The sequence below is a fragment of the Pedobacter sp. UC225_61 genome (assembly GCF_044452285.1).
Lineage (GTDB): Bacteria > Bacteroidota > Bacteroidia > Sphingobacteriales > Sphingobacteriaceae > Pedobacter.
This window is the reverse complement of sequence record NZ_JBIOAL010000001.1, coordinates 672,071-694,054: the sequence shown is the minus strand read 5'-3', so window position 1 is coordinate 694,054 and position 21,984 is coordinate 672,071. Positions and strand designations below refer to the sequence as shown.

Genomic DNA, 21,984 nt, shown 5'->3' with positions numbered 1-21,984 from the left:
AATTTCATCTGTATGAAAATAGCCTTTCATGGTGCAGCTCGTAACGTTACAGGGAGCAAACATTTAATTACGTTAAACAACGGGAAAAAAATATTATTGGATTGTGGAATGTTTCAGGGCATGGGACAGGAAACGGACGAAATGAATAAAAACTTCGGTTTTAATGCTGCTGAAGTTGATGTTTTGGTGCTTTCTCATGCGCACATCGATCATAGTGGATTAATTCCGCGTTTAATTGCACAAGGATTTAAAGGAGCGATTTTTGGTACATCGGCCACTAAAGATTTAAGTAAAATATTGTTGTTAGATTCTGCTAAAATTCAAGCTGGCGATTTAAAATACAAAAATAAGAAGCTACAACAACGCGGTTTACCATTGGAAGAGGCTTTGTATGAAGAAGAAGATGTATTGCAAGCGATGGACTATTTTGTAGCTGTTGATTACCACACAGAAACAAGATTGATGGATGGCGTTACAGTACAGTTTATAGATGCTGGACATATAATTGGTAGTGCATCTGTTCATTTAACTATTGTAGAAGATGGAAAAACTACAAGATTGAGTTTTAGCGGTGACGTTGGACAATATGGAGATCTGTTGTTAAAATCTCCAGAAGAATTTCCTCAAGCTGATTATATTTTATTAGAATCCACCTATGGTGATAAACTACACAAAGATGCGCAACCAACAAAAGAAGCTTTGTTAGCTGTGATTTTAAAAACGTGTGTAGAGAAAAAAGGTAAAGTAATTATTCCGGCTTTTAGCGTTGGGAGAACTCAAGAAATTTTATACATTTTAAATAATTTAAGTTTAGAAGGAAAATTGCCTAATGTAAAAGTATATGTCGATAGTCCATTATCTGCAAAAGCTACACAAATAGTAGAAAATCATGCCGAAGGGTATAATCAAGATGTTTTGGCGGTTTTAAAAGTTGATGATGAGCCATTTGATTTTAAAAACTTACATTATGTAGAAGATGCAGAAGAATCTAAAGCATTAAATTCTAATCCAGATCCCTGTATAATTATTTCGGCGTCTGGCATGGCCGAAGCAGGAAGAGTTAAACATCACATTAAAAACAATATTAGTGATCGTAAGAATACAATTTTAATGGTTGGCTATTGTGAGCCACGATCTTTAGGTGGACAATTAAAAAATGGCGCAAAAGAGGTAAGTATTTATGGTGAGCAATTTCAAGTTATTGCCGAAGTACAAAGCATACAATCTATGAGCGCACATGGCGATTATGAAGATTTACTTCGATTTATGTCTTGCCAAAATCCTGCAAAAGTTAAAAAAGTATTTTTAGTACATGGTGATTATGATGTGCAGCAGATTTTTGCACAAAAATTAATTGCAAAAGGATTTTTGAATGTAGAAATTCCAGATAGGCACCAGGAATTTGATTTAAATTGAAATTAAATTATTTTTTATGCCATAAACCACTAAACCAGTTCTTGATTTAATATTCAATTTTGCAAAAAGTGACTCTCGATAATTATCTACCGTTCGTGGACTAATATTCATTTCTGATGCAATTTCCTTGTATGTTAATTCGGTACTGCAATATTGAAGAAATATTAATTCTTTTTCAGAAAATATGGGTTTTGCATCTTCATTTTTTAATGAAATCAATAACCTCCCCGACACCAAATCGTTGATGTAAAATCCTTTTTCGGCAATGGTTTTTATCGCAGTTAGCAATTCAGAAGGTTTTGATTCCTTTAGTAGGTAACCACCCGCTCCGGCTTTTAACATTCCAATGATTGCTTTTTCATCCTCAAACATACTTAATGCTATAACATGAGCCTGTGGATAATTTTCTTTTATCCATTTAGTAGTCGCATATCCATCCATTATTGGCATATTAATATCCATTAAAATCACTTTAACTTCTTCAAAGGTTTTAATTTTTTCTTGTAGATCTGCACCATTTTGGGCTTCAATCACAACATTGATTTCCTCAAATTCTGATAATAGATTTGCAAGTCCAGAGCGGAACAAAGTATGGTCATCTACAACAGCTATATTAATAATTTCTAGCATAATTTTATGGATAAGGAATTTCAATTGTAGTTAGCGTTCCATCACTTGGATTTGACTGTATATTGATTTTGCCATCAATCATTTTTATCCTATTATGAATTGAAGATAAGCCAATTCCTTTAATTTGAGTTTTTGCTGTTTCATAATCAAAGCCAATACCATTGTCTTTTACTGTTAAATAGAGTACATCGCTAATGCTATAAACCTCAATTTCTATATGTGAAGCATGCGCATGTTTAATGATGTTATTTATAATTTCTTGAAGTAGTCGTAAAACAATAAGGTCTTTATTCGGCGATGAAATTTCGATATCGAGTAATTCGTTTTTAACTTTTATTTTATAGGTACCTATCTTTTTTAACCGATCAATTTCTTGTTTTATAGCTTTACCTAAGCCGGTTTGAACAATAAGTTCGCCATTCATTAATTTGGCCAAGCCTCTTAACTCTTTAATAGAACTATTTACTAGGCCGATTGATTCAGAAACTTTTTTCTCTAATTTTTGAGGCTCTTTTAAGTTAATTGAACTTAAAGTAAGCGCAGTTAAACTTAGCAGTTGACCAATATTATCGTGCAAATCAGATGCAATGGTTTGCATAGTTTGCTCTTGTACTTCTATTTGAGTTTTGAGAAGTTCCGATTCAAATTCTAATTGCATATTGCGCTTTTCCTCCAAATCCTTTTTTTTACGCACATTATATGCCCCTATATAAATTAGTAGGAATAATGGAGCCAACAAAAAAATAAAGGTTGCTAATATGATGATAACAATAACTTCCGTTGACGTGAATTGCATATAAAAGAATAAATCCAAATGCTATATAGTAGTAAATTTAAAATAAGCATTACGTAAATTAAAATCGTATAAGATTTAGGAAAATCTTGATACAAAAAGTAAATAAATAAATTATAGATAGTACTACCAAAATAGTAAAATAAAACACCCGAAACCCACCAAAATTGTGCGTTAGTATTTAGGTCGATTGGATCTTTTTGTTTAATAAGTAAATTGAAATAAATTAAACTTACAATTACAAAAAGAACAGATTCTATATTTATGGTTAAGCTATTAAATTTCAGAAAACCATGGGTATAGATTTCAAATATATAGGTAATGATAAATGTAATTATCGGGATAGTGCAAATTACTAATGCTTTGTTAGTTAATTTATTTAAAGCTACATATAGCCCGTAAGAGATATATGTAGCTTCAAAAATTATAAAAATATTATACAACCATGCATTATTAAGATGGAAACCTTTAGACATTGAAAAGCCTATCGTTTCTATAATTACTACAATAGCTAAATAACCTTTTGTTACTTTTGAGAATAATAAATCATCCCCTTTTAAAAAGACTATTGCCATAATGAAGCAAGATAGCTCAATAATAATGTTGATTATTGAAATCATGGGCAGTTAGTATCAGGATCATTAGGGTCAATAATATCGCTTGTACAATCACAACCAGTATCTGGTGGACAAAGTGCACCTCTATTTTGAGGTTCAGAAAAAAGTGCATTTTCAACATAATCACGCATAGGTATGCCATTCGTATTTTTTGTTGAAACAAATATCACAGTATTGCGATCAACATAATTACTAGGGATTTTTGGTTCACCTTGAGGTAAATTAGAATTCACATTATCAATTACAGCTTTAGTATATTTTCCGAAATAAATTCTTACACCATCGGCATCAGGTTCGTTCGCAATTCTATTTATTAAACCTTGCATTTGTTGAATAGAAAACCAAACTGAACGGGTATAACCAGGTTTACCTCTCTCGGCTTTTTTATGAGCACTAACCATTTGTTGTGCCCATTCAATATCGGCAGATTTAGATTTTTTAGCGTTTTGTTTTTGATCACTCATTGTAAATAGTTTTTAGTTGAATGTTTGATTTATTATTTCTAAAATTCATTAATTCCCAGCGCATTAGCAACCGTAAAATTGCTTTATTGAATTACCGTAAAAACACCTTATTAAAAAGGGCAATTAGGCGTTAAAATTGGCAAAATTACTGGGGTAAATTTGATTGCATTAAAAGTTTAAAAATCAATTAACTCTAAAAACGCAATCATTCAAATTAAAAAACATGAAAATTTGTTCTCTCAAAATCGCAATTCTATGCTGTACAGTAATCTTGTTTGCTAAATGTAAACCTGAAGATGGAGTAACATCTTCTGCCTGCACCTTTACTGACGCAGAATCAAAAGCCTATTATAACAAAGCAGTAACATTTGGCAACAGCCCAACACGAAGTAATTGCAACATTTTAAAAACAGCTTCGCTGGATTTAATTAAAAAATTTGAAAAATGTGATGCTGCTACAAAATCACAAATTGCTCAACTAACACAACAATGGAATAGTATTGATTGCAATAGTTTCTAAACAATAAATACGTTAGAAAAATTAACTTATGACGTTAGATATATCATACAAAGCTGAACATATTACTCAACGGGAACTAGAAATTTTATATATGGTTGGCATGGGTTATAACAGCAAGCAAATTGCCGAACAACTTTTTATTAGCGAGCTTACAGTGCAAACTCATCGTCGAAACATGGTAAAGAGATTGGGCTTAAGAAACACTCACCAATTAATAGTATGGGCATTTAAAGAAAGAATGCTTTCTGTTTAAAGAGATATCTCCAACTTTGAATGTCTTTCTAACTGCAATAAATACTCATTTTTAGGTATTGTTTGCTAGTACTATATCTTCTTCTTTTGATATAAAATTAAGGTCAATTCATTTAATAAGTTAACATTTTAATTTTTTCTAAAAATATAACCATCAAATTAAAAAAAAATCATGAAAAATTTCTCTCTCAAAATTGTAATTCTATGCTGTACAGTAATCTTGTTTGCCAAATGTAAACCTGAAGATGAAGTAACATCTTCTGCCTGCACCTTTACTGACGCAGAATCAAAAGCCTATTATAACAAAGCAGTAACATTTGGCAACAGCCCAACACGAAGTAATTGCAATATTTTAAAAACAGCTTCGCTGGATTTAATTAAAAAATTTGAAAAATGCGATGCTGCAACAAAATCTCAAATTACTCAGTTAACAACACAATGGAAAAGTATTGATTGTAACACTTTCTAAAATATTAGCCGACGTATAAGCAAACATTTTAATAGTAAATCAAAATGAAAAAAATCACCCTCACTTTAGTAGTTCTAATCTTTTCATTGGGCTTTGTTTTTGCTCAAAGCGATGTGATATCAATAGATTTAAAAGGAACAAAGTATACAGTCAGCAAGAAAATCCCAAAGGAAATTATTGGTGAATATTTATACGAAAAGAAAGGAGAACCAAAAGTTGTATTAAATGCCGATGGAACGGGATCTTTTCAGCCACATATGGTTCCCCCAATCTCTATTAAATATTGGATTGATTGTGATGCAAAAGGTGTGATAAGAAAAACCGAAGGGATTAATGGAAGATATCAATATACCTTGCTTATACAATACTTAGATGGAAAAAATGGTAATTATCCAGTAAATAGTTACGATTTAATGGGAGTAACTGTACTCACAGATCAAGGGCAAGCTGTAATTTACGGAGAACGATATAAGGCGTTAAACAAATAGTTAGTAGTAAAAAAAGCCTCCGATTGGAGGCTTTTTTGTATAGTTAGCATTATTATTGTTTTCTTGGTAATTTTTCTGCTCTTTCAGAAGTATGATAAACGAAAGAAGCTACAATTGTTGCAGATTTTTTCAAATCATCTTCCACTAAACGATCATACGTATCCATATTAGAATGGTGCGTGCGTGTGTTGTAATCCATAGGATCTTGAATGAACTGGAAACCAGGCAAACCTATAGCATCATAAGCTAAGTGATCTGTACCACCTGTATTACCAATCGTTATTGTTTTTGCACCTAAGTCTTCAAAAGGAGTTAACCAGCTTTGGAAAATATCTTTAACAGCAGCATTACCCTGCAAATAAACACCACGAATAGTTCCAGTACCATTGTCTAAATTGTAATAAGCACTTAATTTTTCATGCCCAGGTTTTAATGCCAATTCTTTTGCGGCAATTTCTGGAGTAGTTGCAGTTGCTGGTCTTGCTGGAGATGCTGGCGTACCAAAATGTTCAGCAACATAACCTCTAGAACCAAATAAACCTTGTTCTTCTGAGCTCCATAATGCAATGCGAATAGTACGTTTTGGTTTAAAATCAATTGCTTTTAAAATACGCATCGCTTCAATCATTACAGTAGAACCTGCAGCATTATCTGTAGCGCCTGTTCCAGCATGCCACGAGTCATAATGACCACCAAGCATTACAATTTCATCTTTTAATTTTGGATCAGTTCCAGGAATTTCACCAATTACGTTATATCCTTTTGGATCTTTATCGTAAAATGAAGTTTTGATATCAGCTTCCATTTCTACTTTTTCTCCGCCACGTAATAAACGTAAAATGTGTAAATAATCTTCACCTGCAACTTCTAATTCTGGAGAAACAGGTTTAGCATCTAACTTATATGAAGCACCATTACTGGTAAAGAAAGTTCCATAACTACCTCTAGCTTGAGTTAACTTTAATCCGATTTTTTCAGCTAATAACATACTATCCAATGCTGCACGTATAGCGAATTGTCTCATCATTGCAGCTCTTTGGTTATTGCCAGCTCCACCAGGTGCAGCAGCACGTTGTGGTCTGCCACCAGCAGCTTGTGGTTGTGCAGCTGCCATTTCTGCTAATTGCTCGTCAGTTGATCTTAATAACTCAGGTTTGTCACTGCTACGAATTGGAGTTCCTTGATCTAAAATTACAATTTTACCTGCTAATTTGCCTTTGTATTTTGCTAAATCAGTAATTGTATCCGCTTTAACTAAAACTACTTCAGATTTAATTAAGCCATTTGTACCAGGAGTCCATGCTTTTGGTGAAGCAATAATAGCATGATAATATGGCAATGTGGTAGCAGCATAAAATTTATCTACTTGCCAGCCTTTACCGAAATCTCCCCAAGCTTCTAAATGAACATTTTTCAAGCCCATTTCTTTCATGTATTTAACTGCCCAATCTTGTGCTCTTTTTAAGCCAGGAGAGTTAGATAAACGTGGTCCAGAAACATCTGTGATATGGAATGCAATGTCCATCGCTTTAGATTTCTCTAAGCCTTCTGTTCTTATTTTTTGAACAATAGCCGTGTTTACAGGCTCTTGCGCAAATGCAGAAAAGCATAAGCCTAGAGCTAATGCACTAAAAGTAAATTTTTTCATCATAATTTTAATTTGTTGTTTAATAGAAATGAAGTTATTACAAACCAATTGGTGTATTTTGGTCTACTAGTTTGCAAGGGTTCATCTTAATTCAATAATTAGTTAAGTAACGTTGTTGTTTGTGAATTTACAACTAATGATAAATAATTGTACCTTTCTATTCACATTTTTACATGCCCCTATTATGTTCAGAACAAAATATTTCCTCCTTTTATTAGTTGTTATTCTTTTTTCGGAAAAGTCTGGTGCACAGAAAACAATAACTAGAGATCCGAATATTACCGCAATGGTAAATGAAGTATCTGCGACAAATCTAGAGCAAATCATTAAGAAGTTAGTGTCTTTTCAAACTAGACATACGTTAAGTGATACCTTAAGCAAAACCACAGGAATTGGTGCTGCTAGAACATGGATTAAAAGTGAATTCGAAAAATATGGTGCGGCAGGTGGTGGCAGACTTCAAGTTTCTTATGATACGTTTACTCAAGCTGCGGACGGCAGAAGAATTACTGCTCCTGTTGTATTGAAGAATGTAATAGCTGTTTTGCCAGGAACAGATCCGAATGATAAGAGAATGTTACTCGTTTCTGGTCATTATGATTCGAGAGTTACCGATGTAATGAATATCAAAGATTTTGCTCCTGGTGCAAATGACGATGCATCTGGTGTAGCTGCTGTACTAGAAATGTGTAGAGTAATGAGTAAGCAAAAGTTTAATTGCACATTGGTATTTATTGCAATGGTAGGGGAAGAACAAGGCTTATATGGCGCAACAAATTTGGCTAAAAGAGCTAAGGAAGAAGGTTGGAATGTTCATTTGTTAATGAATAATGATATTGTTGGCAATTCATACGGTATGGAAACCGATTTGAAAGACAATAAAAGTGTACGTGTTTTTAGTGAAGGAGTTTCTGCTTTAGAAACACCAGCTCAGGCTGCGGCTAGAATAGCTGCTGGAACTGAAAACGATGGAAAAGCTCGTCAGGCGGCTAGATATATTAAAGAAGTTGCAGAGCGCTATGTTGACCAATTAGAAGTAAAATTGATTTACAGAAGAGATCGTTATTTACGTGGTGGGGATCACACTCCATTTTCTCAACAAGGTTTTGCCGCAGTGCGGATAACCGAAATGAATGAAGATTTTAATCGCCAACATCAAGATGTTAGAACCGAAAATGGATTTAAATATGGTGACTTACCTGAATATGTAGATTATAATTATCTGCAAAAAGTAACACGAATGAATTTATCAACCATGGCAAATTTAGGTTTATCAACTCAAGAACCTGAAAATGTTATTGTACTTACTTCAGGATTAACGAATAAAACTTCTTTAAAATGGGATGCGCCGAAAGGAAAAACTCCAGCAGGCTATTATGTTTTAATGCGAGAAACTACAAGTCCGTTTTGGGAGAAAAAATTCTTTGTAAAAGAAAATTCAGCGGTATTGTCCTACTCGAAAGACAATTATTATTTCGGCGTTCAATCTGTAGATGAAAATGGGCACGAAAGTTTAGTGATTATTCCAAAAGCAGGGAGATAGTCACTTTGACAAACTTATAGAATTGAAAGTAGTTTGTCAAAGTTTATAATGCAAAAGTAAATCTTCAAATTAACTCAACTGCTAATTCCTATTTCCCGTTTTTGCTTGTCGTACACCCTGGTTTTCTTTTAAGTTCAATTTATATACAAAAGTTAAACGATAACGAGCTGCATTTGGACTATTTACTTGTGAAAGTAAATAAGTGTTACCTCTTGTTGTAGTTTCGAACTTTTTGAGATTAAAGAAGTTTGTAACATCAAAAATTAAGCTTGCTTTATCCTTTAAGAATGTCTTTGCGGCGCCAAAATCTATATTATGAATGCTTGCCGTTCTACTTTGTGCATTATTTTGAGCGCCTGTAAAATTATATCGCCCTTGAAAACTTAATTTTTTAGGCAACTTGAGTTGTGCACTAATTCTGCTCGTTAAGATTTTACCGTTATAATTGAAATCTTGATTTGCGTAAAACCCTTTTTGCTTAAAATGGTACGCATTTACTTCCATGCTAAATTGCAAAAATTGATATGGATTGTATAACATTGAAAGCTCAATTCCACCACGTGTTTCTCCATCTATATTAATAGGTGTTGTAATAAATAGCTCATCAGAATTTCTATAGGTATAATCTTGAACGATGTTTTTATTGTTTTGGTAATATAAAGAAGGATTGAATGTTAGCTTACCCCAATTTTTTAGAAACCCTAGTTCTATTATATCTGCATAAGATGGATTTAAATTAGGATTACCTACGTATTGAGCATTGAAATCAGTCAATTCATTAAAAGGATATAATGAAAACAGAGAAGGTCTATTAATTCTTTTGCTATAGCTAGCCTGCAATGAAGCATTTTCGCTAAATGGATAAGTTAAGTTAAGCGTTGGAAAAAAACGTGTGTAGCTTTTATCATTATTAAATGTACCCGCCCTATCTTCTAAACCAATTTTAGTGAGTTCAGTTCTCAACCCAAGTTGATAGGCTATTTTATTCCATTTACTGCTAAATTGTACATAAGCACTTCCAATTAATTCGTTGTAAATAAGTTGATTATTAATGCCATCCAATATTTCCCAATCGTTGCTGTTTTGTCGTTCAGCTTTAAAATCACTAGTTACACTTCGTTTTTCTGCTTTAATGCCAAACTCTACATTTGAAACACTATCTAAAGGATGCACATAATCTGTTTGCAACATAAAATCCTTACTAGCACCAATTGAACTCGTTCTAACACCTGGAAAAGCAGTAGTAGTTGGCGCTAATTTTCGAGTAAATAAATTCCAATCCTTATCGCTATTCCAAAAATCGTACTGCATATCAACTGTATATTTTCTATTTGGCTGATTGAATGTTTTGGTGTAGTTAAACTCTAATTGATTATAGTTCCTTTTCTCCCACGATTCTCCTGTACGCAATAATGTACTATCTAAAGCCTGTCCTTTCTTTCTATAATCGTATTGCAAACTTGTTTTATCGTGATCATTTGTGGTTTTGTTTAAAAATGCAGCGGTAATCGTATTATGATTATTAAGTAGAAAGTCTCCACCAACATATAACATCTTCGCATCGTCATGGCGATCTTCGTCTTGCCTTTTATGTAGCAAATTGATAGTACCTGCATCATTTGTAGACTGATCAGAAATATACAATCCATTATAATCAGAATAACGTAAACCGAAGGTAGAGAACAAATTAATTTTAGATGATTTGTAATTTAAACTTGGTGTAATTTTAGTTTCATTTGGTATTCCAGCAACCAAACTTAATTGTCCATTTAATCCAGATTTTTTGTTTTTCTTTAAAATAATATTGATAATTCCTGCAGAACCAGCTGCATCATAACGTGATGAAGGATTTGTAATTACTTCTACTCGTTCTATTTGATCTGCTGGTAATTGGTCTAAAGCATTTCCTTGAGTAAATCCAGAACGCCTGCCGTCAATTAATACCAAAACGTTGCTATTTCCTCTTAAACTCACACTTCCAGATGGGCTTACACTTACCGATGGTACACCATTAAGCACATCTAAAGAGGAACCTGTTTGAGATAAAACATCCTTTCCAACTTGAAATATTTTCTTGTCTAGCTTTAAACTGATTGATGGCTGTTCACCGTTTATCGCAACTTCCTTTAATAAAGTAGCATCTGGTTGAAGATTGATTATCCCTAAATTAACAGCCATATTAGATTTGCTAAGTGTTTTGACTAAGGTTTGATACCCTACTAATGAAAACTCTAATGTTGCACTATCAGTTAGAATAAATTCTAATTTAAATGCTCCTTTTTCATCTGTAATTGTTGCGGCTAATAATTTAGCTTTCGCATTCTTTATACGAACGGTTGCATACATCAATGGGTCTTTAAAAGATTGCTCTTGTACTGTTCCGTGTATTGTGATTGATTGTTGGGCTTTACCAATAGCGCAACTAAATAAGATGATGATAAAGAAGAAAAGTCGTTTCATGGCACAAGTTTACACGACAACAATTACCCAATTGCAGAAAACCATGTGAACTGCTCTATGTCCTTTTGAAATGCATTTTTCTCAGCATGCTATATATTATCTTTGATGAATGAAGAATTACCTTTTTCTTTTTCTAGCGATATGCTTTCTTACTTCTTGTAGACCAGATATCAGTTTTAAAGATTATCCGCCAGTTTTTAAAACAGGAGATGATTCATCTTGGGCAAAGAAAGATATTGACGATGCTAATTGGTCAACCGAACGTGGCAATACTGGAAAGAATATTTTTTGGGTAAGAACTAAGGTCGATTTAACCAAGAAACCAGTAGGACAATTGGGATTAAAAGTTGAAGCCTTTGGCGCTTTTGAGCTATATTGGGATGGAAAATTTATCGGCAAAAATGGCGATGTAATTAGCAGCAAAGCTGAAGTTCCTGGTAATGCAACCAGTTATTTTAGTATACCAGATTCATTAGCCCAAACAGGAAGTCACCTTGTAGCACTTAGAGTTTCACAATCGTATTTAAGTGATGTTCAACGCAGTGTAGGAGTTGGTTTAAGTAGTTATGAAAACTTACTTAAACGGCCGTTAATTATCACATCATTTATGAATTTAATAGCTGGCGCTTTTCTAATTGCAGCCATTTATTATATTTTCTTATACATCAATAGTAGAACTAGGCAGTATACCGTTTTGATTTTTGCTTTGATTTGCTTTCTATTTTTCGCATTGCTGATTTTAGAATATATCAAATATTATGTAGAAATACCTTATACGCGTTTTTTCTTACGATTGGAATTTATAGGCTGGATAACTTTTGCACTTGCCATGTTAGTGCCCTTATATTTTGCAATCCAATTTAAGTTTAAATGGAAAAAAACAGTGATGAGTTTGCTGTTTATAACATTGGTGTTGATTTATAGTTTAAACTTTGGACATTACGATATCACCGCTATTTATTATAGCCTAACCATGTGGATTTTCTCTTTGATTATCGTTTTTAACGCCATCTATCAAAAAGAAAAGGGAGCAATAATTGTATTAATCGGCTTACTTTTAAGAGTGTTAATTAATCAATATTTATATTATGATTTTAGCTTATTTATCAGTTTCTGTATAATCGTTTTATGTATGCTTTACTTGAATACCATTCAAATGAAAATAATAGAAGAAGAATATCAGTCCTCACTATTACTTTCTTCTAAGCTACAATTAGAGTTAATTAAAAAGAATATCCAACCTCATTTTATAAAAAATACACTTACCTCTTTAATAGATTGGGTAGAAGAATCACCTAAAGAAGGAACAGCTTTTATTCAGGCATTGGCCGATGAATTCGATATTATTAATGATATATCAGAACAGGTTCTTATTCCGATTAGACAAGAGATTGAACTTTGCAAAAAACACTTATCAGTCATGCAATTTCGTAAAGAGATAAACTATCAATGGGAAGAAACTGGTATAGATGAAAATGAATTTATTTCGCCAGCATTATTTCACACACTTTTAGAAAATGGAATTACGCATAGCAGCCCACTAGAAGATGGAAGTATGAAGTTTAAATTGTCATTTTCATCAACTCTTGAACACAAGCAATATGCTTTTGAAACCTTTGCAAATAATAGGGTTAAAGTTAAACCAAGAGCAGGAGGTAATGGATTTATTTACATCAAAGCTCGACTAACAGAAAGTTATAGTGATAATTGGGAATTTAAATCTAATGAAAATGATCAAGGTTGGATTTCGATTATTAAAATTTATACTAAATGAGAGTATTGATAATTGAAGATGAGGCTCGAATTGCCAAAAGATTACAAAGAATGGCAGCTAGTTTTTTTGAACAAAATTCTGTGATTTCTAGTTGCGATTCTGTTCAAAAAGGAATGACTCATATAGAAAATAATGAAATTGATCTTTTACTATTAGATTTAAATTTAAATGGAGAAAATGGTTTTGATTTATTGGAATCTGTAGTCTCAAAATCATTTCATACCATTATTGTTTCTGCTTATACCGATAAAGCAATCATGGCATTTGAATATGGTGTATTAGATTTTGTACCCAAACCATTTGATGAACTTAGGTTAAATCAGGCTTTTAAAAGGATAAAAAACAAACCAAAAATAAATAATGAACCGCTTAAATTTTTGGCTGTGAAAAAAGCTGGAAACATTAAGCTGATAGATATTGAAGATTTGCTCTACATTAAAGGTGCTGGAATTTATAGTGAACTACATTTGAAAAATGGAAATCATGAATTACACGATAAATCTTTAGAAACTTTAGCACAACTCTTACCTAATTCCTTTAACCGCATTCACAAATCGTATCTAGTTTCTTTAAAATTGGCTGAGAAAATAATTGTTCAGCCTGGCAGTAAATACGGATTGCTCATAAAAAATGGAGAACTATTGCCAATTGGCAGATCTAAGTATAAAGAGCTTAAGGAAAAGATAATTTAGTCGCTGTAAAATAAAAAAGTAATATCTACCATCCTTTTTCTAAAAGAGAAACAGCTTTTTCAAGCAACTCGTCTTTTCCTTCAATTATTCCTTTTATGGTAGGTTTTATATGGTAATCTATTTTAACGCCAACTCTTTGTGCGGCTGTGCCATCTGGGTAGAAAACTCCTAAGCCAGAGAAACAGGTTATGATATTACCTGGTAATGTAATCTGTGAAACATTACCATCAGCACCAGCAGTTTGACTACCTAATACTTTGACATTTGGAGAACTTTGAAATGCCATAGTAGTATATTCAGCTTGGCTTTGGCTCTCTGCATTCACAATTACAATCACTTTGCCTTTATAGGTATTTTTACTTCCACCATTGTTCACATTATCTGTGTAACTAAAATATCCAGGATGAGCGACGCTACTTGTTGTGAACTTAGCAAATGGTGTTTTAACAGGTTTAATATAGTCGCCAAAAGTGAAAGGCATAAAATCTGATGGATAACAACGCATATCTACTACAATTCCTTCTGTTCTTTCAAACAACTTTTTAATGGTAGGTAAATCAGAGTTTTTATATTTAGCTGGATAAACGTAGCCGATTTTATCATTTAATAAAAAATGGCCTGTTGGCTTGGTGTAATTAAGATTTTTATAAGAATATCTTACGTTTACCATTGGAATATTAATATCACTTATACCTATATTGTTTTTCACGCTTAATTTTAAGGAAGCACTATCACTTCTTAACAAATAAGTGTTGGGCAAATCTCTTAGTAAAGCATCATTATTTGATGCAGGAAGTATTGATTTATATTTACTAATCAAGTTATTTACTGTTTCACCGTTTATGGTTAATATCTCATCACCTAGTTTAACTTTATTTTTAATATTTAGTGTATCACTATAAAAGCCAGTAACTATTAATTTATTCTCTACAAACTGAGCCCTAAAAGGCGTGATGTTTTCCCCTTTAATTTTTTCATATACATCGTTATAACCATAAATATTGGTGTGGGTATCAGAGATCTCGCCAATTAACTTAATCGTAGTTAATGTATATTCTTTAGCAGTTTTGGCCTCTAAAAATGGATTGATAAAACTAGTTAGAACGGCATTCCAATTATTCTCCATTAAATTTGTAGATGGAAAGAAATAATTTACCATATTCCAATATCTATACAAACTCAAAATGCGATAACCGGCATCAGGATATTTCATTGTAGTGTAAGACCTTTCATGTTGAAATATAGGATTGCCAGCACCGCCTTTAAATGTGATGTAATAATTCTCTTTAATGTTGGCATTTTGTAGAATGAAGTCAATTTTTTCAGTCAATGCCTTGCTTAAAACTTTACCCGACAATAAATCTCCATAGTTTGGTTTTATTGTACTTCCTTTTACCTCTGTGTTGCAAGATTTACAAACCTCAACTTTAGGTAATTTATCCAAATATTTCTCTAATGCTACACTTAAATCGGTATTGTTTTTTGCTGAAATAACAGATGGTAATAATCTAAATAATTCAGCATCCCAATTATAGTTTCCTTTGGCAACAGCAGGATGATGATATTTTAAAAAGCCCCAGAATTGGGCAGTTATAGCAAGATTTGTAATCTGCTGATTGTTTGGGACAAATGTTTCTATTTTAGAATTCGTGTTAAACTCGTTATCTGTTTCTGCGGCAGATAAAATACGAGGTTTTAAGGTTTCAATCTTTTTACCATCAATGTATACTTGTAAGTCATCAAACCAAACTTTACCATCGCCCACAAGTAAGCCGCCTATATGTATGGTTTTTACTTGATCATCATAAGCGAGTTTAATCACATACTGCTCCCAATCGTTGGTGCCAGTTATCGCTTGCTTTTGCATGTAATCTACCTTAATCATTTGTCCATCTTGGTCATTTAGCTTTAGCCATAAACCAGCAAAGCCATTGGCAACCGCTTCTGTTTTCATGTAACCAACCAAATCAATTACTTTGCCTTCGTAATTATTAGGTATACTATAATCAATTACTCCATTGTTTGCTTCTTTGCCTTTTCTTTCGATCGAAAAACTGTAATTGCCTTCTTTTTTTATTGTACTATCTAATTTAATTAGATAGGCCAATTCTTGTGCTTTATCAAAGCCGTAAGTCCAACCTGCAGGTTTATTGGTTTTTGAGTCTATGCTCTCAAAATTTCCATTAATACTAGTTTGCGCAGAACAGGCGTTAGTTATTAGCAGAAGAAGAGGTAAAAGATATTTTTGCATGGCATCCAGTTTATCTTTAACAAAGATTGAATTTATTTCCAAGCACAAAAGTTAATTTTTGTTAACCCTGCTGTTTGAGATATTCTGTGATGCTCTTCGCTAACATCTTGAATAGCTAGATTATTCGAATAGGCAGATCTAAACACAAAGAGCTTAAGGGAAAGATAATTTAATTTTATAACATAGTTAAAACTTCAGTTAATTTGTTGTTTTACAATTGTTTATTGTTGTTTTACAATGGCTCATTATAGGTTTACAATTACTCTTTGTTGATTGACTATTACTCACTATAAACTAAAAAAGGGTAGCATCCACCACCCTTAACTAAACTAAAAACTAAACTAAAATCTTTATTTGATATTTCTTTTAGACAAAATGAAATACCCTACGATAAACATGACTGCTGCAAAAATTACACTTACCCAAATTTCTTGTGTAAATATTGGAAAGTCTTCAATCTTTGCACCTTTTGCTCTAGTAACTCTCAATGCCAAAGTTGGATCGCTATATGGAATAAGGTAAGCATGTTTCCAACCAACGTTAGCGGTGATGATACCTGCAATAGTACCAACAAACCCAATACCCATTGGTTTAAGAAAATCAGACCATATTAAGCTTAAAATAAATTGTAGAGATAAAATACCTAATGATGCTAAACATAACTTTGTGTAGAATTTAGTTAAAATCAATATGGGGTTATAATCATTAAAAGTATATTTCGGAACTAACAGTTGAATTAAATGGCCTGTTGCAAGGGTTAAGGCTGCGAATAGAAAAAGACAAATAAATAATAAGGTTAATGCATACAGATATTTAGCTGCATAAATGGAAAACTTGTTTAAGGGTTGAGAAAAAAGTGTTTTCCAAGTATCGTTTTTATGTTCTATGTTGTTTACAGAAAAAGCCATAAACATTACATAAAATGGTAAAATAAGCATTCCCATTACATTTAATGCAGCACCGCTATATTGTGCCCAAAGTGCTAACCCAGGATAATTATATTTTAATACTTTGTCAGATCCAGAGTAGAAGCCAAATGCAATAAGGCCGCAAATAAGTATTGGTAAAATGATTGCTGCCCAAAAAGCAAGTGTTTTGCGAGATTTATAAAATTCTGAAAAATAGGATATGTATAGTGAGCGCATGTTAATTTTTTGAAGTAATGTCTAAGAATAAATTTTCAAGGTCTTTTCTTTCCTTACCAATAGAAAAAACAGTAATGCCATTTTGAACTAACAAGGTATTCATGTTTCCCATTTCAGCTTTTGTTTTAAAAGTAACTGATACCGTTTGCTCACTTTGTTGAACAATTTCTGCTCCCGCACTTACTAAAGTGGCAATAGTTTTTTCTTGGTTATCAGTTTCAATTTTTACTGATGGCTTACTCAAATCTTGCAATTCATTTATTGTTCCTTGAAATAATAATTGCCCTTTATTAATGATACCAACATGAGTTGCAGTTCTTTCAATCTCAGCTAATAAATGGCTTGATACTAAAATGGTTTTGCCATGTTTAGTGGTCAAATCAATCATCAAGTTTCTTATTTCAATAATCCCATTGGGATCTAAACCATTCGTAGGCTCATCTAACAATAATAATTCAGGATCAGATATTAAAGACAAAGCTATACCCAAACGCTGTTTCATCCCTAAAGAATATTTACCCGCCTTTTTGTTAGCTGCATCCGTTAAACCAACTATGTCTAACATTTCAGCATATTTGCTTCTCTTAATTCCTAAAAGGATACAACGATTAACTAAATTTTCTTTTCCTGTTAAATGACCATAAATTGCAGGTTGCTCTACTAAAGCCCCCATACGTTTTAAACTCGCAATGCGATTTGCATTAATTTCTTTTCCGAAAATAAATACCTGATCTGCAGGAGATTTTAAAAGGTTTAATAAAATTTTTATGGTTGTGGTCTTTCCAGCACCATTTGGCCCAAGAAAACCATAAATACTTCCTTTTGGTACTTGTAGTGATAAATCTTTAACAACGGTTTGTGAACCGAAGTTATAGGTTAAGCCTACTGTTTCTATTGCGAAATTGCTCATGCTTATTTTAAAATTGCAGCTGTTGCTTTAACAATAGTGTTTGTTGGTGTAGTGTTTTTTAAAGCAACTTCATCATTTTGAGTAGTACTTGTGCTTGTTGCAAAAGCTAATACCATCATGATAAATACTGGAAATAATAAAAGTAAGAATGGCGATACGTTTGATAACTTTTTCATGGTTCTTCTATTTAAGTTGTGTTGTTTCGTTTTGTTGAAACAAATAGAATAATTAAAAAAGTACTGCTAAAATGTTTTAGACCAAGTGCATATTATTCTAGATAAACGGTTAAAATGAATAGTTTTGTAACTGGTTGTTATATTTAGCCTTTTGGTAGAAAAAAAATGCCAGTTCGTCGAAAGTGATAGCTTAAAATAAATGAAATATTTACTTTGGATTAAATAGACGCACATTAAAATAATACACGCATGAGAAGTAAAGGCGCAATAATTGTAAATCTCATTTTTTGGATGCTAATCATTACCATGATTACTTTTGGAATTTTAAATAGTTCACACAAAGTATCTTGGTTTGAATTATTGGTAGAATTTGGTTATTATGGTATTATAAACGTTTCTTTATTTTACATCAACTCCCTTATTTTAATTCCAGATATCATAAAAAAACGTCAAAAAACGTGGTTGTATTTGTTTTTATTAGTAGGGCTAATTATTGTTGCAGTAATTTTAAAGTTGGGAATTGCAATCATGTACCCTGAAATTATTTTGGAACATATGGGTCCGAATAAGAAAAAGGAAATGCAATCTTACGATCATTACCTAATTCAAGCGCTTTTCATAACAGGTTTTTTTGTGGTGATCAGTTCTCTATTAAAATTTGCTACAGATTGGTTTTCTAATGAACGCATACAACGCAATTTAGAGAGTGAGAAAAAAGATATGGAATTACAGTTTTTAAAATCTCAACTTAATCCACATTTTTTATTTAATTCTTTAAATAATATTTATTCACTGGCGTATCAAAAATCAGAGAAAACTGCAGATGCTATTTTAAAACTATCTGAAATTATGCGCTACATGATTTATGAAAGTAACGATAGCTGGGTAGATTTAAATAAAGAAGTAGAATACGTTCAAAGTTTTGTAGAATTACAAAAATTGAGATTTAAGGATGGAGCTGCGGTAGAAATTACCATAAATGGAGAAATAGATGGACAACAAATTGTGCCGCTAATTTTAATTTCTTTTGTAGAAAATGCATTTAAACATGGTGTTGCAAATGACCATGAAGATCCGATTAAAATAAATATTATTGCGAACCAAAAGATACTTCACTTTAGTGTGAGCAATAAAAAAAGTAAAACCAATAAAGACGCCATGGGTGGTGTTGGATTAAATAATGTAGAACGAAGATTGCAATTACTTTATCCCGATAGGTATAAATTAAATATTGTAAATTCGGCTACACATTACACTACTGAATTGATGCTAGACTTATGATATTAAAATGTATTGCTGTTGATGACGAGCCATTAGCGCTTGATATTATTGAAGATTATGTATCTAAAGTTCCCTTTTTAGAGCTTGTAAAACGTACTGAAAATGCTATTGAAGCATTACAATTAGTGCAAGCAGGAGGGATAGATTTGGTGTTTTTAGATATTCAAATGCCAGATTTAACCGGGATTCAATTTTTGAAAATAGCTAGTGGAAAAGCAAATTATATTTTAACAACGGCGTATTCGCAATATGCTTTAGAAAGTTATGATTTAAATGTTTCAGACTATTTATTAAAACCGATTGCTTTTGATCGTTTTTACAAAGCTGTAGAGAAAGTTCGTAATCAATTATTAAAATCTGAGCCTGTTGCAGCTACTGCTCCAGAACCTGTTGCTCCGCAAAATAACAATCATACTAATGCTCCAGTGCAAGATTTTATTTTTGTTAAAACAGAACATAAAATTCAAAAAATTCAGTTAGATGATATTTTATACATCGAAGGACTAAAAGACTATATTTCTATTTTCACCAAAACTGAACGAATAATTACACTTCAAAACATGAAGAAAATGGAAGAAACCTTACCTAAAGGAGAGTTTATCCGAGTGCATAAATCGTATATTATTGCATTAGATAAAATCGAAAGTATTGAGCGTAGTCGAATTTTAATTGCAGGTAAAATCATCCCGATAGGAGATACATACAGAGATGAATTCTTTAAATTGATTGACGGTAAGAATATTTAGAAAAGTTCCGTCATGCTGAATTTATTTCAGCATCTAAATTGTATGAAAGACCCTGAAATGAATTCAGGGCGACGCATCTTTGTTATTAATTCGTTGCGACTGGTTTAACCGTATACCCTTTAGCTTGTAAACCTTTAATTAAGCCATTATCACCTACTAGATGACCTGCGCCAACTGCAATAAAGAGAGAATTGTTTTTTATTAAATCAGGTAATTGATTCAGCCAATTTTTATTTCTATTTATCAGCATATCATTCATAAACTCTTTTGAATCTTCATCTTCTTCCTTGAAAAATCCATTCATCTTTTCCATGTTTTGAGTAATATAATACTGATACAGCTCTTTTACTTTTATCTTGTTTTTATCGTTTTCCTGTATAGCTTTTAAAAGCGCTTTCTTTTGTTTTTCTAAATCATTACCAAATAAAAGTTCTCCCTGAAATGCTGCGGTTTCTAAGCCAATTACTTTCTTATTGTTTTCTTTTGCAAATACCTGAAAACTTTCGTCGATACCTTTTTCTGGAATTTCCATTTCTGATGAATTAAACAAAGTAATGAAGATAGAAATCATATTGGGCTTATAAGCATTCACACTTTTAAGGTCAAATTCTGGTGTTTTTTCTTTAAAGAAATCTTCTACTTTTTTATACTCATCTTTGGTTAATAAATGATCCAATGTGTTGTTTTTCATCATGAAATAATCAGAAAGTTTAATTGCCACAGAATCATTCATCACTAATTCTCCAACTACAACATCTGCTGATTTCAGTTTCTCGTTTACTACTTTCATTGTATCTACAAATTCTTTCCCTATTAAATGATAAGTGCCAAATAAATAAGATGGCTTTTTCAAATCTTTACCAGAAATCTCCCATAATAAAGTATTTTCTGTTTTTTTAGTTTGTGCATTTACGGTAAAACCGAGGCTTAAAAAACAGATTAAAAAGTAGTTGATTAATCTCATGAAATTATATGGATTGATGTAGTTGTTCTCGTATAGAATTTTCTGCAGCTAAGGTTATTTCTTCTGCATTTTTATCGGTTTGATCTATTGGTTTTAAAACCGTCCATTTAATTGGATTAGCAATGTTTAATGGAAACTTACCAAAACGAACAATTTTCCATGAATTTTCAATTGCAACCGGAACCACTAAAGCATTCGATGCTACTTTTAAAAGTGTAGCTATACCGCCGACTTGAAACGTTTTTATCTTACCATCTTTCGCTCTCGTTCCTTCTGCAAATATTACTGCCGACCAATTATTTTCTTTCATCCTACGGCCCAATTTGATAATTTCTGAAATAGCTTGTTTGCTATCTTTGCGATCGATATTTGCACCCCCACCATATTTTAAATTAAATGAAATTGAAGGGATCCCTTTTGTTAATTCAATTTTCGAAATAAATTTAGGTTGATATTTACGCAAATACCAGATTAATCCTGGAATATCGTACATACTTTGATGATTTGCCACAAAGATAATTGGCCTATCCGTTGGTAAATTTTGCTGATTGGTAAACGTAACTGAGTTTAATAAAAACCAGTTGCAGTAGGTTAAGAAAAAATTCATAACGTCTACAGAAACTTTATGTGCTTTATATCCAAAAAAGCGATAACAAATCCATTGTATAGGGTGGAAAATGCAAAGCAATGAAAAGAAGAAAAAGTAAAATATCGGTGTAAAAATGTAGCCTAGTAATTTTTTCAT

22 protein-coding genes are annotated in these 21,984 nt (G+C 32.3%); 10 read left to right on the top strand and 12 right to left on the bottom strand.

What is annotated here, in order from left to right:
• Nucleotides 1–12: 12 nt before the first annotated feature.
• Nucleotides 13–1,416 (top strand): MBL fold metallo-hydrolase RNA specificity domain-containing protein, encoded by a 1,404-nt coding sequence (locus ACHMWN_RS03355; protein WP_397297735.1) that lies wholly within the window; start codon nt 13–15, stop codon nt 1,414–1,416.
• Here the strand turns inward: ACHMWN_RS03355 and ACHMWN_RS03350 are convergent.
• From ACHMWN_RS03350 to ACHMWN_RS03335, 4 genes are all read right to left on the bottom strand, one after another.
• The gene (locus ACHMWN_RS03350) at nt 1,408–2,046 is read right to left on the bottom strand and encodes a response regulator (RefSeq protein ID WP_397297734.1); all 639 of its coding nucleotides are present in this window, start codon (nt 2,044–2,046) and stop codon (nt 1,408–1,410) included. The genes ACHMWN_RS03355 and ACHMWN_RS03350 overlap by 9 nt on opposite strands.
• A gap of 4 nt (nt 2,047–2,050) precedes the next feature.
• Nucleotides 2,051–2,704: a sensor histidine kinase gene (locus tag ACHMWN_RS03345; protein WP_397297732.1), complete on the bottom strand. Its 654-nt coding sequence runs from the start codon at nt 2,702–2,704 to the stop codon at nt 2,051–2,053.
• A gap of 95 nt (nt 2,705–2,799) precedes the next feature.
• Nucleotides 2,800–3,414, bottom strand: coding sequence for a hypothetical protein (locus tag ACHMWN_RS03340; RefSeq protein ID WP_397297731.1), 615 nt, complete (start codon nt 3,412–3,414; stop codon nt 2,800–2,802).
• 41 nt (nt 3,415–3,455) lie between these two features.
• Complete coding sequence (locus tag ACHMWN_RS03335) at nt 3,456–3,920, bottom strand: hypothetical protein (protein ID WP_397297729.1); 465 nt, start codon at nt 3,918–3,920, stop codon at nt 3,456–3,458.
• A gap of 223 nt (nt 3,921–4,143) precedes the next feature.
• Here ACHMWN_RS03335 and ACHMWN_RS03330 point away from each other — a divergent pair, with 223 nt between their 5' ends.
• From ACHMWN_RS03330 to ACHMWN_RS03315, 4 genes are all read left to right on the top strand, one after another.
• Nucleotides 4,144–4,440 (top strand): hypothetical protein, encoded by a 297-nt coding sequence (locus ACHMWN_RS03330; RefSeq protein WP_397297727.1) that lies wholly within the window; start codon nt 4,144–4,146, stop codon nt 4,438–4,440.
• 28 nt (nt 4,441–4,468) lie between these two features.
• On the top strand, nt 4,469–4,693 hold the full coding sequence (locus ACHMWN_RS03325; RefSeq protein WP_397297725.1) for a response regulator transcription factor: 225 nt from the start codon (nt 4,469–4,471) through the stop codon (nt 4,691–4,693).
• A gap of 171 nt (nt 4,694–4,864) precedes the next feature.
• On the top strand, nt 4,865–5,161 hold the full coding sequence (locus ACHMWN_RS03320; RefSeq protein WP_397297724.1) for a hypothetical protein: 297 nt from the start codon (nt 4,865–4,867) through the stop codon (nt 5,159–5,161).
• Between the two features lie 44 nt (nt 5,162–5,205).
• Nucleotides 5,206–5,649, top strand: a complete 444-nt coding sequence (locus ACHMWN_RS03315) for a hypothetical protein (RefSeq protein ID WP_397297722.1) — start codon at nt 5,206–5,208, stop codon at nt 5,647–5,649.
• A 52-nt stretch (nt 5,650–5,701) separates the two neighbouring features.
• On the opposite strand, the gene ACHMWN_RS03310 is transcribed toward ACHMWN_RS03315, so the two are convergent.
• The gene (locus tag ACHMWN_RS03310; RefSeq protein WP_397297720.1) at nt 5,702–7,300 is read right to left on the bottom strand and encodes a M28 family metallopeptidase; all 1,599 of its coding nucleotides are present in this window, start codon (nt 7,298–7,300) and stop codon (nt 5,702–5,704) included.
• Nucleotides 7,301–7,481: 181 nt separating this feature from the next.
• Between ACHMWN_RS03310 and ACHMWN_RS03305 the strand changes: the two genes are divergently transcribed.
• Nucleotides 7,482–8,840, top strand: a complete 1,359-nt coding sequence (locus ACHMWN_RS03305; protein ID WP_397297719.1) for a M20/M25/M40 family metallo-hydrolase — start codon at nt 7,482–7,484, stop codon at nt 8,838–8,840.
• Nucleotides 8,841–8,921: 81 nt separating this feature from the next.
• Here the strand turns inward: ACHMWN_RS03305 and ACHMWN_RS03300 are convergent, their stop codons facing one another.
• On the bottom strand, nt 8,922–11,300 hold the full coding sequence (locus ACHMWN_RS03300) for a TonB-dependent receptor domain-containing protein (RefSeq protein WP_397297717.1): 2,379 nt from the start codon (nt 11,298–11,300) through the stop codon (nt 8,922–8,924).
• 109 nt (nt 11,301–11,409) lie between these two features.
• Between ACHMWN_RS03300 and ACHMWN_RS03295 the strand changes: the two genes are divergently transcribed.
• Entirely contained in the window at nt 11,410–13,074 is a 1,665-nt protein-coding gene (locus ACHMWN_RS03295; protein WP_397297716.1) for a histidine kinase, read from the top strand.
• Nucleotides 13,071–13,766: a LytR/AlgR family response regulator transcription factor gene (locus tag ACHMWN_RS03290; RefSeq protein ID WP_397297714.1), complete on the top strand. Its 696-nt coding sequence runs from the start codon at nt 13,071–13,073 to the stop codon at nt 13,764–13,766. Before ACHMWN_RS03295 ends, ACHMWN_RS03290 begins: the two co-directional genes overlap by 4 nt.
• 25 nt (nt 13,767–13,791) lie before the next feature.
• Here the strand turns inward: ACHMWN_RS03290 and ACHMWN_RS03285 are convergent, their stop codons facing one another.
• The 4 genes from ACHMWN_RS03285 to ACHMWN_RS03270 all read right to left on the bottom strand — a co-directional run bounded on the left by ACHMWN_RS03285 (nt 13,792) and on the right by ACHMWN_RS03270 (nt 18,248).
• Nucleotides 13,792–16,017, bottom strand: coding sequence for a S41 family peptidase (locus tag ACHMWN_RS03285; protein WP_397297713.1), 2,226 nt, complete (start codon nt 16,015–16,017; stop codon nt 13,792–13,794).
• Nucleotides 16,018–16,367: 350 nt separating this feature from the next.
• On the bottom strand, nt 16,368–17,162 hold the full coding sequence (locus ACHMWN_RS03280) for an ABC transporter permease (protein WP_397297711.1): 795 nt from the start codon (nt 17,160–17,162) through the stop codon (nt 16,368–16,370).
• Nucleotide 17,163: 1 nt separating this feature from the next.
• The gene (locus tag ACHMWN_RS03275) at nt 17,164–18,072 is read right to left on the bottom strand and encodes an ABC transporter ATP-binding protein (RefSeq protein WP_397297709.1); all 909 of its coding nucleotides are present in this window, start codon (nt 18,070–18,072) and stop codon (nt 17,164–17,166) included.
• A gap of 2 nt (nt 18,073–18,074) precedes the next feature.
• A complete protein-coding gene (locus tag ACHMWN_RS03270; RefSeq protein WP_397297707.1) occupies nt 18,075–18,248 on the bottom strand; it encodes a hypothetical protein in 174 nt (57 codons plus the stop codon).
• A 249-nt stretch (nt 18,249–18,497) separates the two neighbouring features.
• Between ACHMWN_RS03270 and ACHMWN_RS03265 the strand changes: the two genes are divergently transcribed.
• Both ACHMWN_RS03265 and ACHMWN_RS03260 read left to right on the top strand, forming a co-directional pair.
• The gene (locus tag ACHMWN_RS03265; RefSeq protein ID WP_397297705.1) at nt 18,498–19,529 is read left to right on the top strand and encodes a sensor histidine kinase; all 1,032 of its coding nucleotides are present in this window, start codon (nt 18,498–18,500) and stop codon (nt 19,527–19,529) included.
• Nucleotides 19,526–20,275 (top strand): LytR/AlgR family response regulator transcription factor, encoded by a 750-nt coding sequence (locus tag ACHMWN_RS03260; RefSeq protein ID WP_397297704.1) that lies wholly within the window; start codon nt 19,526–19,528, stop codon nt 20,273–20,275. Before ACHMWN_RS03265 ends, ACHMWN_RS03260 begins: the two co-directional genes overlap by 4 nt.
• A gap of 85 nt (nt 20,276–20,360) precedes the next feature.
• Here ACHMWN_RS03260 and ACHMWN_RS03255 read toward each other — a convergent pair whose 3' ends face one another.
• Together ACHMWN_RS03255 and ACHMWN_RS03250 are read right to left on the bottom strand one after the other, a co-directional pair.
• Nucleotides 20,361–21,239: a TraB/GumN family protein gene (locus tag ACHMWN_RS03255; protein WP_397297702.1), complete on the bottom strand. Its 879-nt coding sequence runs from the start codon at nt 21,237–21,239 to the stop codon at nt 20,361–20,363.
• Between the two features lie 4 nt (nt 21,240–21,243).
• Nucleotides 21,244–21,984, bottom strand: coding sequence for a lysophospholipid acyltransferase family protein (locus tag ACHMWN_RS03250; protein ID WP_397297700.1), 741 nt, complete (start codon nt 21,982–21,984; stop codon nt 21,244–21,246).